General features: G+C 73.4%; 18 protein-coding genes. 13 read left to right on the top strand and 5 right to left on the bottom strand.

Annotation, left to right across the window (positions count from 1 at the left end; translation table 11 throughout):
- Position 1: 1 nt before the first annotated feature.
- Both LQK89_RS11795 and LQK89_RS11790 read left to right on the top strand, forming a co-directional pair.
- Complete coding sequence (locus tag LQK89_RS11795; protein ID WP_231049191.1) at positions 2-1,153, top strand: cysteine desulfurase family protein; 1,152 nt, start codon at positions 2-4, stop codon at positions 1,151-1,153.
- Positions 1,154-1,222: 69 nt separating this feature from the next.
- On the top strand, positions 1,223-1,537 hold the full coding sequence (locus LQK89_RS11790; protein WP_114849754.1) for a hypothetical protein: 315 nt from the start codon (positions 1,223-1,225) through the stop codon (positions 1,535-1,537).
- 134 nt (positions 1,538-1,671) lie between these two features.
- Here LQK89_RS11790 and LQK89_RS11785 read toward each other — a convergent pair whose 3' ends face one another.
- Positions 1,672-2,136 (bottom strand): MSMEG_6728 family protein, encoded by a 465-nt coding sequence (locus LQK89_RS11785; protein WP_058741387.1) that lies wholly within the window; start codon positions 2,134-2,136, stop codon positions 1,672-1,674.
- Positions 2,137-2,223: 87 nt separating this feature from the next.
- On the opposite strand from LQK89_RS11785, the gene LQK89_RS11780 reads away from it, so the two are divergent.
- Positions 2,224-2,820, top strand: a complete 597-nt coding sequence (locus LQK89_RS11780) for an NAD(P)H-dependent oxidoreductase (protein ID WP_114849880.1) — start codon at positions 2,224-2,226, stop codon at positions 2,818-2,820.
- Positions 2,821-3,043: 223 nt separating this feature from the next.
- Here LQK89_RS11780 and aroQ read toward each other — a convergent pair whose 3' ends face one another.
- A complete protein-coding gene (gene aroQ, locus LQK89_RS11775; RefSeq protein WP_174777890.1) occupies positions 3,044-3,511 on the bottom strand; it encodes a type II 3-dehydroquinate dehydratase in 468 nt (155 codons plus the stop codon).
- Between the two features lie 137 nt (positions 3,512-3,648).
- Between aroQ and LQK89_RS11770 the strand changes: the two genes are divergently transcribed.
- The 5 genes from LQK89_RS11770 (at position 3,649) to LQK89_RS11750 (ending at position 8,076) form a co-directional block, all read left to right on the top strand.
- Entirely contained in the window at positions 3,649-5,319 is a 1,671-nt protein-coding gene (locus LQK89_RS11770) for a sodium:solute symporter family protein (protein ID WP_231049190.1), read from the top strand.
- A gap of 24 nt (positions 5,320-5,343) precedes the next feature.
- Positions 5,344-5,670: a hypothetical protein gene (locus LQK89_RS11765; protein WP_114849753.1), complete on the top strand. Its 327-nt coding sequence runs from the start codon at positions 5,344-5,346 to the stop codon at positions 5,668-5,670.
- A 530-nt stretch (positions 5,671-6,200) separates the two neighbouring features.
- Entirely contained in the window at positions 6,201-6,617 is a 417-nt protein-coding gene (locus LQK89_RS11760; protein WP_231049189.1) for a VOC family protein, read from the top strand.
- 37 nt (positions 6,618-6,654) lie between these two features.
- Entirely contained in the window at positions 6,655-7,293 is a 639-nt protein-coding gene (locus LQK89_RS11755) for a DNA-3-methyladenine glycosylase I (protein ID WP_174777893.1), read from the top strand.
- A 63-nt stretch (positions 7,294-7,356) separates the two neighbouring features.
- Positions 7,357-8,076, top strand: coding sequence for a DJ-1/PfpI family protein (locus LQK89_RS11750; RefSeq protein WP_231049188.1), 720 nt, complete (start codon positions 7,357-7,359; stop codon positions 8,074-8,076).
- Positions 8,077-8,080: 4 nt separating this feature from the next.
- Here LQK89_RS11750 and LQK89_RS11745 read toward each other — a convergent pair whose 3' ends face one another.
- Both LQK89_RS11745 and LQK89_RS11740 read right to left on the bottom strand, forming a co-directional pair.
- Positions 8,081-8,551 (bottom strand): GNAT family N-acetyltransferase, encoded by a 471-nt coding sequence (locus LQK89_RS11745; RefSeq protein ID WP_231049187.1) that lies wholly within the window; start codon positions 8,549-8,551, stop codon positions 8,081-8,083.
- Positions 8,548-9,360, bottom strand: coding sequence for a LysR family transcriptional regulator substrate-binding protein (locus tag LQK89_RS11740; protein ID WP_175325388.1), 813 nt, complete (start codon positions 9,358-9,360; stop codon positions 8,548-8,550). The genes LQK89_RS11745 and LQK89_RS11740 overlap by 4 nt, the downstream gene beginning before the upstream one ends.
- Positions 9,361-9,392: 32 nt before the next feature.
- Between LQK89_RS11740 and LQK89_RS11735 the strand changes: the two genes are divergently transcribed.
- From LQK89_RS11735 to LQK89_RS11725, 3 genes are all read left to right on the top strand, one after another.
- Positions 9,393-9,785, top strand: coding sequence for a DUF5997 family protein (locus tag LQK89_RS11735; protein ID WP_114849749.1), 393 nt, complete (start codon positions 9,393-9,395; stop codon positions 9,783-9,785).
- A 31-nt stretch (positions 9,786-9,816) separates the two neighbouring features.
- Complete coding sequence (locus tag LQK89_RS11730; RefSeq protein WP_174777896.1) at positions 9,817-10,332, top strand: hypothetical protein; 516 nt, start codon at positions 9,817-9,819, stop codon at positions 10,330-10,332.
- Positions 10,333-10,454: 122 nt separating this feature from the next.
- Positions 10,455-10,982, top strand: coding sequence for an Lrp/AsnC family transcriptional regulator (locus tag LQK89_RS11725; RefSeq protein WP_058741376.1), 528 nt, complete (start codon positions 10,455-10,457; stop codon positions 10,980-10,982).
- A gap of 46 nt (positions 10,983-11,028) precedes the next feature.
- Here the strand turns inward: LQK89_RS11725 and LQK89_RS11720 are convergent, their stop codons facing one another.
- Positions 11,029-11,460 (bottom strand): GNAT family N-acetyltransferase, encoded by a 432-nt coding sequence (locus LQK89_RS11720; protein ID WP_231049186.1) that lies wholly within the window; start codon positions 11,458-11,460, stop codon positions 11,029-11,031.
- Positions 11,461-11,570: 110 nt separating this feature from the next.
- Between LQK89_RS11720 and LQK89_RS11715 the strand changes: the two genes are divergently transcribed.
- A complete protein-coding gene (locus LQK89_RS11715; RefSeq protein WP_231049185.1) occupies positions 11,571-12,950 on the top strand; it encodes a hypothetical protein in 1,380 nt (459 codons plus the stop codon).
- An 88-nt stretch (positions 12,951-13,038) separates the two neighbouring features.
- On the top strand, positions 13,039-14,787 hold the full coding sequence (locus tag LQK89_RS18035) for an LPXTG cell wall anchor domain-containing protein (RefSeq protein WP_269145896.1): 1,749 nt from the start codon (positions 13,039-13,041) through the stop codon (positions 14,785-14,787).
- Positions 14,788-14,805: the final 18 nt, after the last annotated feature.

The raw sequence follows: 14,805 nt of genomic DNA, 5'->3' as shown, positions 1-14,805 counted from the left end.
CGTGTTCTACCTGGACCGCGCCGCGACGACCCCGGTCCGCCGCGAGGTGCTCGAGGCGATGTGGCCGTACCTGACCGGGGTCTTCGGCAACCCGTCCTCCACGCACGGCGTCGGGGACGCGGCGTCGCGCGGGCTCGCCGACGCCCGGGCGACGGTGGCGCGGGTGCTCGGCTGCCGTCCGGGCGAGGTCGTCTTCACCACGGGCGGCACCGAGGGCGCGAACACCGCGGTCAAGGGCATCGCCCTCGCCGCACCGCGCGGTCGGCACGTCGTCACGAGCGCGATCGAGCACGAGGCGGTGCTCGAGAGCTGCCGGTACCTCGAGCGGCACCACGGCTTCACGGTCACGCTCGTGCCGGTGGACGCGGACGGGGTCGTCACGGTCGAGGCGCTCACCGCGGCCCTCCGGGCGGACACCACGCTCGTCTCGATCGCGCACGCCGACAACGAGATCGGGACCGTGCAGGACGTGCCGGCGCTCGCCGCGGCCGCACACGCCGTCGGCGCGCGGTTCCACACCGACGCCGTGCAGAGCGCGCCGTGGCTGGCGGTCGGGCTCGACCTGCTCGGCGTGGACGCGCTCTCGCTCTCTGGTCACAAGCTCGGCGCGCCGAAGGGCACCGGCGTCCTCGTGCTCCGCGCCGGGGTGCCGCTCGAGCCGCTCCTGCACGGCGGTGGGCAGGAACGTGGTCGGCGATCCGGCACCGAGGACGTCGCCGGAGCGGTGGCCGTGGCGACCGCGCTCGCCCTCGCGGCGGGGGAGCGGGTGGACGCGGCGGCCATGGCGGCGGCGACCCGGGACGCCGTGCTCGACGGGGTCACCGCGGCGGTCCCCGGGGCGGTCGTCACGGGGTCCCGGCGCTCGCGCCTGCCGGGGCACGCGTCGTTCTGCTTCCCGGGAGAGCCCGTCAACGGGGAGACCGTGCTGCTCGAGCTCGAGCAGCACGACGTGGTGTCCTCGTCGGGCAGCGCCTGCGCGGCCGGCAGCACCGAAGCCTCGCACGTCCTCACCGCGACCGGGCTGTCCGAGGACGTCGCGAGGACCGCGCTCCGCCTGACCTTCGACGCGTCCCTGACCGAGGACGACGCGGCCGCGGTGGTCCGGGCGGTGGCCGATGCGGTGTCGACCGTGCGGCGACTCGGAGTGAACTAGACGTTCTACTCCATGAATGGGGTGATGTCCCCCCTTCTGCGGACCGGCGTGGTCCGCCACGATGGGGGCATGGCCAACGCGATCACGACCCGTCTCCGGCAGGAGGACCGCTTCCGGGTGGTCCAGCTCCTCCCGGCTCCGGCCACCGTCGTCGCGCTCGCCATCGCCGCGCAGCACGACCTCGGGACCGCACCGCTCGGCGTGATCGCGTCCGTCGGTGCGCTCGCGACCCTCGGCAGCGCGCTGCTCCCGATGGTCCGCCCCGCGGCGGTCCGACGGTCGATGCCCGTCCCGCGGGAGGCCGACCGGTACGCCGCGGCCACGCTCACGGCGCTGACGCCGGCCGTCACCACCCCTGACCAGGGGGATGCCGAACAGCACTGAACCACCCGAACCCCGGACGCAGGACCCCTGACCGCGTCCGGAGCAGGGCACGACGTCCCCCCTGTCGTCGGACCCTGCAGCGCCGCCCCCGCCGTGGACGCGGCGCCGGACCCTGACCGGCGCCGCACCCCCTGTCAGTCCGCGGACGGGGGCGGCGTCGTCCCCGGCCAGACGTACTCCAGGTCGTCCGGCACGTCGGGGAACAGCGGGCGGTAGTGCTCCGGGGCCTTCTGCACGAGCTTCGACCGGTGCGACTCGTGCACCGCGGGGTCGTGGTTCCAGGCGGGCACCGGGAAGTCGCCGCGCTCGTACGCCGCGAGGTCCTCCGGGACACGGGCGAGGTCGACGAGCGTCTTGCCCAGGCACGTGTCGGCGTGCCCACGCTCGAGCCACACCCGGCACGTCGCGTCCTGGTACGCCATCAGCGCCGGCCGGTACCCGCGCCACATCGCGACGACGGGGTGGTGCTGCCAGCCGTAGTCCGGCAGCGTCAGGGCGCGCATGACCTGCAGCGTCTCGACCCGCTGCTTCCCGAGTCGCTTGTCGTCGAGCACCTCGGCGGAGGCCCGGAAGTCGGCGTAGGGCAGGAACGTCTGCATCCCCGCGACGGTACGCGCGGGGGCTGGAGCGCGACACAAGTCGTCACACCCGGGCGGGCGCGGAGCGGGCGTGTGAGCATCGACCGCATGAGCGGAGAACTCGTCGTCGGCGTCAGTGGCAGCCCCTCCGACCCGTCCCGGACGTCCACCCTGGTGGCCGCCACGGTCGCACGGCTCGGGGAGGAGATCGAGGACGCCCGGACCGAGACGGTGGAGATCGGGCCCCTGCTCGCCGACCTCGGCGCAGCGTCCTCGCGCGAGGCGATGTCGGACCGGACGCGTCGGGCGCTCGAGACGGTCGAGGCCGCGGACGTGCTCGTGGTCGGCAGCCCGGCGTTCCGCGCGGCGTACTCCGGGGCCTTCAAGCTCTTCTTCGACTGGGTCGGGCAGTACGACCTCGTCGACACCCCGGTGCTGCTCACGGCCACCGGCGGCAGCGACCGGCACGCGCTCCTCGTCGAGCACCAGATGCGGCCGCTGTTCGGCTTCTTCCAGTCCACGACCCTGCCGCTCGGCGTGTTCGGCAACGAGCGCGACTTCACCAAGCGCGAGGGTGGCTACGACATCAGCAGCGTCGACCTCGAGCTCCGCATCGACCAGGCCGTCCGGCGGGCGCTGCCGATCATCCGCGGCGGCTTCGCCACGGCGGGCCTGGCCGACGTCCGCCGCCCCGCCGACTTCTAGACACGCAGCGCGAGGCGCGACCGCGCCGACCTGCCCGGCTCGGCTTCGGCGAGGTGCCGCACCTCGCCGCTGACGCGGCGTCGAGGTGTCACAGAATCCCGGAACGTCCGTCGAGATGCCGAGATCTCGGCACCTCGGGGAAGCAGGCCGCGCGCGTCACGCGGCGCGCGGGCGGACGGGAGGTACGTGGCGGGCCCGCCACGAGCCTCCTGTCCGGTGCGGCTCAGCCGAGCAGGGACGCGACGTGCGCGACCGCGAGGCGGTAGCCGTCGGCGCCCGCGCCGGCGATCACGGCCGTCGCCGCGGTGGCCACGTGGTCGACGTGCCGGAAGGGTTCGCGCTTCCACGTGTTCGACAGGTGCACCTCGACGACGGGGACGTCGAGCGCCTCGACCGCGTCGTGCAGTGCGACGGAGGTGTGCGCGTAGGCGGCGGGGTTGATCACGACGCCGGCGAAGTCGTCGAGCGCCTCGTGCAGCCACTCGACCAGCTCGCCCTCACGGTTGGTCTGACGGAAGTCCGCCTCGAGCTCGTGCACGGACGCCTCGGTGTGCACGATCGCCTCGATCTCTGCGAGTGTCACGGTGCCGTACTGCGTCGCGTCCCGTCGCCCGAGGATGTCCAGGTTCGGCCCGTTCAGGACGAGGATCCGCCGCGGGCGTGTCGTGGTGTCGGTGGCCGGCTCGCTCATGGGGGAGAGCCTACCGAGCGGGACGCACGGCGACACGGCCTTGCATGCCCTGGCTGTGTGAACGGTCACATCGCGGTGTAACGTCTCCGTCCGGGTCGGCGCAGTTGCCGACTGCAACACATGGATGTGGAGATCGCATGGTCCTCGCTGCGGCGACCAACGGGATCCGGCTCGAACTGGGCTGGATCGACTACTTGATGATCATCGTGTACTTCGCGGTGGTGATCGGCATCGGGTTCACCGCCAGGCGGCAGGTGCGCACGAGCATGGACTTCTTCCTGTCGGGACGGTCCATGCCCGCGTGGATCACCGGTCTGGCCTTCGTGTCCGCGAACCTCGGCGCGACCGAGATCCTGGGCATGGCCGCGAACGGTGCCCAGATCGGCATGGCGACGCTGCACTACTACCTCATCGGTGCGGTGCCGGCGATGGTGTTCCTCGGCCTCGTGATGATGCCCTTCTACTACGGCTCGAAGGTCCGCAGCGTCCCGGAGTTCATGCTCCGCCGCTTCGGCAAGGCCCCGCACCTCGTCAACGCCATCGCCTTCGCGGTGTCGAACGTCCTGATCGCCGGCATCAACCTCTACGCGATGGCCATCGTCATCGAGGCGATGCTCGGCTGGCCGGAGTGGCTCGCCATCCTGGTGTCCGCCGCGTTCGTGCTCGCCTACATCACCCTCGGTGGCCTGAGCAGCGCCATCTACAACGAGGTCATGCAGTTCTTCGTGATCATCGCCGGCCTCGTGCCGCTGACGATCGTCGGTCTGCACCGCGTCGGCGGGTGGAGCGGCCTGACCGAGGCCATCAAGCAGACCCAGGGCGTGCAGCACCTGCAGACCTGGGCCGGGACCGGCATCGGCGACGTCACCAACCCGATCGGCGCGAACTGGCTCGCGATCGTGCTCGGCCTGGGCTTCGTCCTGTCCTTCGGCTACTGGACGACGAACTTCACCGAGGTGCAGCGCGCGTTCTCGGCGAAGAACATGTCGGCCGCCCGTCGGACGCCGCTCATCGCCGCGATCCCGAAGCTCTTCATCCCGTTCATCGTCGTCGTCCCGGGCCTCATCGCCGCGGCGGTCGTCGGCAACCAGTTCGCCTCCGGGGAGCTGACGTACAACGACGCGATCCCGAAGCTCATCCAGATGTACCTGCCGACGGGCGTGCTCGGCATCGCGGTGACGGGCCTCCTCGCCTCGTTCATGGCGGGCATGGCGGCCAACGTGTCGTCCTTCAACACCGTCTTCACGTACGACATCTGGCAGCGCTACATCAAGCCGAACATGCCCGACCTGCACTACCTGCAGACCGGCCGCTGGGTCACGGTCGTCGGCGTGGTCGTCGGCATCGGCACGGCGTTCCTCGCAGCGCAGGCCGGCAACATCATGACGTACATGCAGACGCTGTTCTCGTTCTTCAACGCACCGCTGTTCGGCGTCTTCATCCTCGGCCTGCTGTGGAAGCGGATGACCACGCAGGGCGCACTGTGGGGCTACGTCCTCGGCATCGTCACGCCGACCATCACCTGGATCGCGTACCTGGTGAACCCGGAGCTGTTCTCCACCGCGACCGCGGAGACGATGTACGGCGCGATCATCTCGTTCGTCACGGTGCTCGTCGTCGGCGTGCTCGTCTCGCTCGCGACGAAGCCGAAGGACGTCTCGGAGCTCGGCGGCCTGGTCTACGGCGTCGGCAAGATCGACATGACCGCCGGGGCCGTCGCGACCGACACCGCCTGGTACCGCTCGCCCGCCCTGCTCGGCACCGTCGCCCTGGTGCTCTGCGTCGCCCTCTACCTGCCGTTCCTCTAGGCCCTGACCCGAAGGAGTACCACCATGCGTGACGACACCACCACGCTGACCGAGGAGCAGGTCGCCCTCGTCCGCTCCACCCGTCGACTCGACCTGCGCCGCATCCTCGGCGGACTGTTCGTGCTCTACGGCGTGATCACCACGATCGTCGGGATCGTGCACTGGGACACCGACCCGCAGAAGACCGGCGGCATCCACATCAACCTGTGGGTGGGCCTGTCGCTGCTCGTCGGCGGCCTGCTGTTCTTCCTCTGGGACCGCCTCAACCCGGTGCCCGCGGAGGACATCATCGGCCAGGCCGAGTCCGAGGCGGACCAGCGCGCCGCCGGCGAGGGCCGCGACGCGGTCTGACCCATGGGGGCGCCACGGCGCACCAGGCAGGAACGGGCGTGCCCGGTCGGATCACCCGACCGGGCACGCCCGTCCTCGCTCGGTCCAGCGGGTCGGACTGCGTCGCGTCGCGGAGATGGTTGCGGCGACGGCCTGGAGGCACGGTGCGGTTCCGGCGCGCGGGCCACGTCGTGCTTCGCGCGATTGACGCACGCTGCGCTCCGCGCCTGACATTGACATGTCGGTCGGGTGCTCTCGGCCGGAAGCGATCCCCGGATGTCCTGCAGCCAGCGCGGGCCCGGGGATCTGCGCTGTTCAGGGGCTGCGCTGTTCGGGTGTGGCGCTGTTCGGGTGCTGCGCAGTTCAGGATCCCCGCTGTTCAGGATCCCGCCATCGAGATCGGTCTTCACGGGATGACGACGGTCGCGCTCGGCCTCCCATGATCGAGTCCCGCGCTGTAGCATATTGCGTTCCACGTTGGTACCGGTCGTGAAGGATGGTTGCGCGTGGTCCGGGACTGCGAGAGGTTCGACCTCGACGAAGGAGTCCCCATGCCCACGATGGTGTTCATCAACCTGCCCGTGACCGACCTCGCCCGGGCGACCGGGTTCTACGAGGCGCTCGGCTACCCGATCAACCCGGACTTCACGGACGAGACGGCCGCGTGCGTCGTGGTGAGCGACACCGTGTACGTGATGCTCCTCACGCACGCGAAGTTCCAGGAGTTCACCGACAAGACGATCGCGGACCCGGGGACGATCGAGGTGATCAACTCCCTGAGCGCCGCGTCGAAGGACGAGGTGCACCGCATCGTCGACGCGGCCGTGATGAGCGGCGGGAACGAGGACCGGGCGGAGACGGACCTGGGCTTCATGTACCAGCGGAGCTTCACGGACCCGGACGGGCACCGCTGGGAGTACGTCTGGATGGACGAGCAGGCGATGACGGACGGCCCGCCGGCCGAGTAGTCGCGACGTCGTCGGTGCCGGCCGCCAAGATGGCAGGGTGACCGACGAACCCGTGGCCCCGCCCGCCGACGAACGCACGACCGCGACGACCGACCTCGTCACGGGGGAGGACGGTCTCGCCCGCCCGGTGTGGGCCGCCACCGACGCGATGCTCCGCGACTACTACGACACCGAGTGGGGGATGCCCGTGCACGACGAGCGCGGGGTGTTCGAGCGCCTCTCGCTCGAGGCGTTCCAGTCCGGGCTCTCCTGGCGCACGATCCTGGCGAAGCGTCCGGCGTTCCGCGCAGCCTTCGCGGACTTCGACCCGGACACGGTCGCGCGCTTCGACGAGGACGACGTCGCACGACTGATGGCCGACGCCGGCATCGTGCGGAACCAGGCGAAGATCCGGGCGACCATCACCAACGCGAACGCCACGGTCGCCCTCCGTGCGGACGGCGGTCTGGCGGACCTCGTGTGGTCCTTCCGCCCCGACACCACCCCGGCGCCCCGGACCGCCGCCGAGGTGCCGACCACGAGCCCGGAGTCCGTCGCCCTGTCGAAGGCCCTGCGGAAGCGCGGGTTCGCGTTCGTCGGACCGACCACGATGCACGCCCTGATGGAGGCGCTCGGCATCGTCGACACGCACCTGCTCGGCAGCCACCGCCGCGGGACCTCGGGCGTCTGGGCCTGAGCGAGACCGGTACCGGGCGGAACGACCCGACCCGACCCGACCCGCCGGGGCTAGGGTCGCGGCATGGACGCCGACACGACACCGGACGCCGAGCGCGGGCACGACCCGGCCGAGGTACGGATCGCGTTCCTGCTGTTCCCCGCGGTGACGCAGCTCGACCTGACCGGTCCGGCGCAGGTCCTCACGCGCGTGCCGGGTGCCCGGGCCGAGTACGTCGCCGCGACGCTCGACCCGGTCGCCACCGACTGCGGGTTCGCCGTCATCCCGACCCGGACCCTCGAGACCGCCGCCGACGCCGACGTGCTCGTCGTCCCGGGCGGGGACGGCGCCTTCGACGCGATGCTCGACCCCGCGGTGGTGGCGTTCGTCCGACGGCAGGCCGAGCGTGCCACCTGGGTGGTCTCGGTGTGCACGGGAGCGTTCGTGCTCGGGGCCGCCGGGCTCCTCGCGGGGAAGCGGGCGACGACGCACTGGGCGTCGGCGCCCCTGCTCGAGGCGTTCGGCGCCGAGCCGATGCCGGAGCGGGTCGTGACCGACGGCTCCGTCGTGACCGCGGCCGGGGTGAGCGCCGGGATCGACATGGCGCTGTGGCTCGCGGCGGAGCTCGCCGGGCAGCCCGTCGCCGAGCGGATCCAGCTGCAGCTCGAGTACGACCCGCAGCCGCCGTTCGACGCCGGATCGGCCCTCCGCGCGGACGCCCTGGTGGTCACCGCGGCCCGCGCCGACACCGAGGCACGTCGGGGTGCCCGCGTCGCGCAGGCTGCCGCAGCGGTGCTGCCCTGACGGTTCAGTCCAGCGGGAGCTGCATCTGCGTCGCGGTGACGCGGTACCCGAGCTGCGCGTACAGGTCCTGCGCCCCGGTGTTGTAGCCGAAGACGTTCAGGCCGATCGACGTCGCGCCGTGCTCACGGGCGACCCGCTGCCCGGCCTCGAGCGCCCGTCGGGCGTGCCCGCGCCGCCGGTGCTCCTCGTCGACCTCGACGTCGAACACCCACCACTCCGCGCTGCCGACCGAGAACGGTCCGATCCAGAGGTACCCGACCACGTCCCCGGCGTCGTCGACCACGTCCCACACGAAGTGCTCCGGCAGGGGAGCGCCGCCCGGGAACCACTGGTCGAGCGACTTCTGCTTGTTCGCCTCGGCCTGCTCGCGGGTCTCGCCGGAACGCATGCGGGACGCGACGTACTCGGCCATCGTGCGGCCCAGCCACCCCGGGATCCGGTCCGGCGGCATCGGGACGAGCTGCGTCCCGGTCACCGGTTCCCCTTGGAGCCGCGCTTCGGCTTGCCGTTCCCGAGCCGCTGCGTGCCCGGTCGGCCGGTCCCGCGGGGCTTCCGCGCGCCCTTGCCCCCGGCCTTGCCGCCGGACGCCTGCTTCGCGGTGGCCTTGCCGCCGCCGCTCCCGGTGCCCGAGCCGCGCCCTCCGCCGCGCCCACCCGTGCCGGACCGACCCGTGCCGGAGCCACCCCGCGACCCACGCGAGCCGTCGTCGTCGGCGTCCGGAGTGCCTCCTGGCCGGTCCTGCGCAGCACGCGAACTGTTGGCGGTCCGCCCACGCACCACGCCGATGAACTCCTCCGTCGTCTCGGACGCGTCTGCGTCCCGCCAGACGAGCGCGATCCGGGTCCCCGCGGCGTCCGCCAGCGGGCGAGCGACCAGGTCCTTCCGGCTCGCAGCGCGGAAGAGCGACTGCGGGAGCACCGCGACGCCGACGTTCGCCTCGACCAGGTCGAGCACCGCGGCGACGTCGGCGGGGACCGGGCCAGCGTCGACGACGTGCACGTCGGCCAGGTCGGTGTCGGAGACGACGTCGGAGGCGGCGAGGGGCGCGTCCTTCGGCATCGCGACGACGGCCGTCTCGGTCCAGAGCGGGATGGCGTTCAGGTGTACGCCGACGGGCATGCGCGCGAAGGCCATGTCGGCCTCGCCGGCGAGGGCCTCGTCGACCCCGTCGTGGCCGATCGGGAGCAGGCCGAGGGTGGCGTCCGGGAAGCGTTCCCGCCAGACCCGGACCCACTTCGCGGGGGAGACCCCCGGGACGAAGGCGATGGTGAGGGCCGCGGTCATGCAACCGAGCATAGGGGCCGTACCCTAGACCCATGGCGCAGGAACAGACGATGAAGGCCGAGACGGCTGCGAAGAAGCTCGGCATCCTGCTGGCGGCCGCCCCGGAGTCCTTCCGCGAGGGTCCCGTCACGCGGACCGCCTTCGACGAGCTCCGCACGCAGCCGCCGGCGTGGCTCGAGGACCTCCGTCGCGACGGCCCGCACCCGCGCCCCGTCGTCGCCCAGAAGCTCGGCGTCTCGATCTCCGGCCTGAACCGTGCCGGCATCGACGAGCCGCTCACGACCGCCCAGGTCAAGGAGTTGCTGCAGGAGATGCCCGAGTGGCTCGTCCGTGAGCGCGCGACCCAGGCCGAGGTGCACGCCGAGAACGCCCGCGTGAAGCAGCAGCGCGCCGAGAAGGCCGCGGCCCGCGCCGCCCAGGACTGACCACCCGGCCCCACCCCGACCACCGCACGCCATGACCGCCGCGCACGAGACCGTCGCCGACGCGATGCTCGTCGTGCCGCAGTTCGCGTCGGTGTGCTGCATCGTCGGCGACCGCTACCGTCCCCGGCCCGGCGTGATCGTGCCCGCGACGGTCATGCTCGTCGCGATGGTGCTGCCCGTGGCGCAGGTCGGTTCCGTCTGGACGCTCCTGGCCGCCACGGCGCTGCTCCTCCTCGCCCCGCTGCCGGTGATGCGCCGTCGCCGCCCCGACGGGCGACGGGCGGAGCCCATGGACGTGCACCGGGCGCTGTCGTCGGTCGTGATGGCCGGCATGCTCCTGATGGGGCACGCGACCGGCCTGGCCGACGACCATGCTGGGCACGGCGTGGCCCTGTCCGCCGTGCTCGGCGCCGGGGTGATCGGCTACTGCGCGTTCAGCGGCTGGCTGCTCCGGTACGAGTGGGGCCGGGCGGACCGTCGCGCGGTCCGCAGCGGCGAGGTCTTCGCGATGACGGTCGCCGTCATCGGCATGACGCTCGCCATGTGACCCACCGGCCTGGAGGCACGACCCGCCTCCGCCCGTCGGCCCGCCCCGTTCCGATCGCCGGGTCCGGCGGTCGGCCCCGTGCTCCGGTGCGCGGGCGGACCGGCTCGCGGTAGCGTCGGGGCGTGTCCGACCGACCAGCACGCCGCCCCGATCCCGCGCCGCGCCTCGACGAGGTCGACGAGCGCATCCTCTGGACCCTTGCCGCCGACGCCCGGATCCCGAACAACCGGCTCGCGGCCGCCGTGGGGGTGGCACCGTCGACGTGCCTCGCCCGGGTGCGGGCGCTCGAGGACGCCGGGCTGATCCGGGGCTACCGGGCGGACGTGGACGTCGCGGGGCTCGGGTTCGCGATCGAGGCGATGGTGTCCGTCCGCGTGCACGCCGCCGCCCGGCACGAGCTGCGCGAGTTCGCGAAGCGCCTGCTGCGGGTGCCGGTCGTGCAGGACGTGTCGTTCCTCGCCGGCGACAAGGACTTCCTCGTGCACATCGCGTGCACGTCCACCGAGCAGCTGCGGGACTTCGTCGCCGACGAGTTGAGCGGGGACCCCTCGGTCGCGACGACGCAGACGAACATCGTGTTCGAGCGGCTCGTGGCCGACCGGGCGCAGCAGGGCCGGTCGTTCGACGAGCTGCGGCGCTGGCGGGCCTGAGCGGGGAGCCCCTGCCGGTGAGCGCTGCCGGTCAGCCCCTGCCGGGTCAGCGCTGCCGCGTCATCGGGACGTGCGGGATGGCGTCCTCGAGGAAGTCCTCGCCGGAGCGCACGAAACCGAACCGTGCGTACCACTGCTCGAGGTGCGCCTGGGCGTTGATCGCGATCGAGCCGGAGCGCGACTCGGCGATCGCAGCCTCCATGAGCCGGGCACCGAGGCCCTGTCCGCGGGCGTGCCGGGCGGTGGCGACGCGACCGATCCGCTGCGTGCCGTCGGGCTCGCGGAGCAGGCGCAGGGTGGCGTCGACCGAGCCCTGACCGGCCCAGAACTGCAGCGTGCCCGGCTCGAGGTCGCGGCCGTCGATGTCCGGGTAGGCGCACTCCTGCTCGACGACGAAGACGTCCTGCCGCAGGCGCAGCAGCTCGTGCAGCGTGACGACGTCCAGGTTGCGCGTGGGGGCGTGGAAGATCGAGGTCACGACCGGCCTTTCTCGAAGAATGCTCCAGAAAGGGTTCCGATCCGGAGCGGGACGGCGTACCGTACCGGCCAACCACTCTACGTGCGCAGCCGAGATCAGGAGGTGAGCGCATGGACCAGCCGTTGCGCGACCCCTGGCGCGCGCTGCTCCGGATCGTCCTCGCGGGCGTCGGGGTCGCCGCTGCCCTCGTGCTGCTCTCGCTCGTGCTCGGAGCCCGGCCGGCAGCCGCCGCCGAGGGTGCGCCGCAGCAGCGGGGCATCGTCGGTGGACTCATGCAGGACCTCGGTGGAACCGTCCAGGGCGTCACCGGCGAGGTCGGCTCCGTGGTCGACCAGGCCGTCGCGCCCGTCCGGAAGGCCGTGCCGGCTCCGGCTCCGGCGCCCGCTCCGGCCGCACCTGCCCCGGCTCCGGTCCCTGCCGCACCCGTTCCCGCTGCTCCCGCTCCCGTTCCTGCCGCGCCGGCGCCGGCCCCCGCCGCGCCGCCTGCTGCGGCCCCGGCTCCTGCCGCACCCGCTCCCGCCGCGCCCGTTCCAGCGACACCCGCCGCTCCCGCTCCCGCATCCGCGGCCGGCGCTCCCGCTCCCGCTCCCGCTCCCGCTGCTGCTGGAGTCGGGACGACGACGGGGGCACCGGACGCGACCGGGACGAGCACCGCCTCCCGGCCGCTCTCCGGCACGCTCGAGTCCGTCCTCGAGCCCGTCACCGGCACCGTGCAGTCGGTGACCGACGCCCGGCCGGTGACCGCGGTCGTCGAGGCCGTCGACACCGTCGTCGGCGCGCTCCCGCTGACGGGCACGCTGCTCGGGGACGACACCGTGGGGACGGTCATCGGTCCGGTCACCGGTGTGGTCGACGACACCCTCGGCGTCGTCGGCGGAACGGTCGGCACGCTCCCCGAGACCGTCGGCGAGGTCGTCGGACCGGTCGAGGCCGTCCTGCCCCTGCCCCTGCCCGCGCCGGTGCTGCCCGTGCCGTCCCTCCCGGTCCCGGCCCTGCCGACGCCCGGCGTCCCCGTGCCCGGCCAGACCGTGCCGACGTCCCCGGCACTCCCCGGCGGCAGCACCGTCGCGGTGCCGGCACCGGCGTCCGCAGGGGACCCGACCGGTCCGGTCGTCCTCGCGGCGGCCGCGCCGTCCGCGAGCGCCGGACCCGCGAGCGACGACCAGCTGGTCGCGAGCACGACGTCGATCGTCACCGTTCGCGGGGTCGCCGCCGAGCACGCCACGACGGGCGCCGCGGGATCGGTCACGGTCGACGGCACCGCACTCCGCGTGCCCGCGGACGGCGACCGTGTCGTCCCGCTGCCGGTCGGTGGCGGATCGACGGGCTCCGGCTCCGGCAGTGGTTCCGGTTCCGCCGGGGCTGCACCGGTCGGTGTCGACGGCACCGTCGGCACCCAGGTCTCCCTCGCCGCGGGGTCACGCGGCACGCTCGACGACGACGTGGTCCCCGCGTCGGTCGTCGGCGACCACGACGTCGCTCCTGACTGAGGTCGGTGCGCCTGTCCAGCCCGGCAGGCACGCACCTCCCGACCGCACCTGCGGTCGGTGACGATCTCGATCAGGAAGTGACACGACCATGAACAAGCACGTCTCCAGGGGGCTGTGGTTCGCCCTCTGCCTCGGAGGCCTGACGCTCGGAGGGGCAGCGGCCGCGAACGCCGCGACGACCTCCGGCGCGGACGGCATCCTGTCCGGCACCCAGGTCGCGCCGTCCGTGAGCGCCCCGGTGTCCGTCGCCGGGAACGCCCTCGGGGTGCTCGGCGACGCCGTCTCCGCACCCGCTCCGGCAGCGCCCGCTCCGACCCCGGCGGCGCCCGCTCCCGCGGCTCCGGCCCCCGCTCCTGCGGCTTCGGCCCCCGCTCCTGCGCCAGTCACGTCGGGCGCGGACGGCGTGGCCTCGGGGACCCAGGTGGCCCCGGTGGTCACCGCCCCGGTCGCCGTCTCCGGCACCGCGGTCGCAGTCGGCGGCGACGCCACCACGAGGACGCCGGCCCCGGCCGCCGCTCCCGCCCCGGCTGCTCCGGCTCCGGCTCCCGCTCCGGCCGCTCCGGCACCCGTGACGTCCGGCGAGGACGGCATCGGCTCCGGCACCCAGGTCGTCGGTGACGTCACCGCTCCGGTCACGGTCGGCGGCAACGCGGTCGGTGTCCTCGGGGACGCCACCGCGACGGCGCCGACCCCGGCACCCGCAGCACCGGCGACGCCCGCCGCACCCGCGGCGCCCGCTGCCGAGCCGACGACGTCGGGTCAGGACGGCGTCGCCTCGGGCACGCAGGTCGCCCCGGTCGTCTCGGTCCCGGTGACCGTGACCGGCAACGGGATCGGACTCCTCGGGGACGGCACGTCGACCGCCACGGGCCCGGCGGCTCCCGCCGGTCCGGCGGCGCCGTCGGCGGGTGGTACGACCTCGGGTCAGGACGGCATCGGTTCGGGCACGCAGGTGTCGCCGGTGGTGAGCCTGCCGGTGACGATCGGTGGCAACGGGATCGGTGTCGTCGGTGACGGCACGTCGACCTCCACGGGTGGCACCGGCTCGGGCACGGGCTCCGCGACCCCGACGGCGGGTGGCACGACCTCGGGTGAGGACGGCATCGGTTCGGGCACGCAGGTGTCGCCGGTGGTGAGCCTGCCGGTGACGATCGGTGGCAACGGGATCGGCATCGTCGGTGACGGCACGTCGACCTCGACCGGTGGGACCGGCTCGGGCACGGGTTCCACGACCCCGACGGCCGGTGGCACGACCTCCGGCGCCGGCGGCCTGCTCTCCGGGACGCAGATCGTCCCCGTGATCAGCATCCCGGTCACCATCGGCGGGAACGGCATCGGCATCGTCGGCGACGGCACGAGCACGACCCCCGGTACCGGGACCGACCCGGGTACCCCCGGCACGCCCGGCACCCCGGGCACTCCTGGTGAGCCCGGCACCCCCGGAACGCCCGGCACCCCCGGTACGCCCGGCACCCCCGGTACGCCCGGCACACCGGGTACGCCTGGCACCCCGGGTACGCCTGGCACCCCGGGAACGCCTGGCACCCCGGGAACGCCCGGTGAGCCCGGCACCCCGGGTGCGCCCGGCAACGGGACCGACGGCACGACGCCCGTCGTGACCACCCTGCCGGTCGCGACCACGACCACCACGGTCGCCGCCGCGACCGAGGTGACCACCGCCTCCCGTCCGACCGTCGCGACCACGTCGACGACGCAGGCCGGACAGCCGCAGCTCGCGTACACCGGAGCCGCGTCGCAGACGCTGCCCGCGGCGGTCGCGCTGCTGCTCCTGATGGCGGGAGCCGGGGCGCTGGTCCTGCGCAAGCGGCTCGGCTGACACCACCACGGCGAGGAG

The sequence above is a fragment of the Curtobacterium sp. C1 genome (assembly GCF_021049325.1).
GTDB classification, from domain to species: Bacteria; Actinomycetota; Actinomycetes; order Actinomycetales; family Microbacteriaceae; genus Curtobacterium; species Curtobacterium citreum.
The sequence above is the reverse complement of the archived record's forward strand: the minus strand, read 5'-3'. Positions and strand labels throughout refer to the sequence as shown.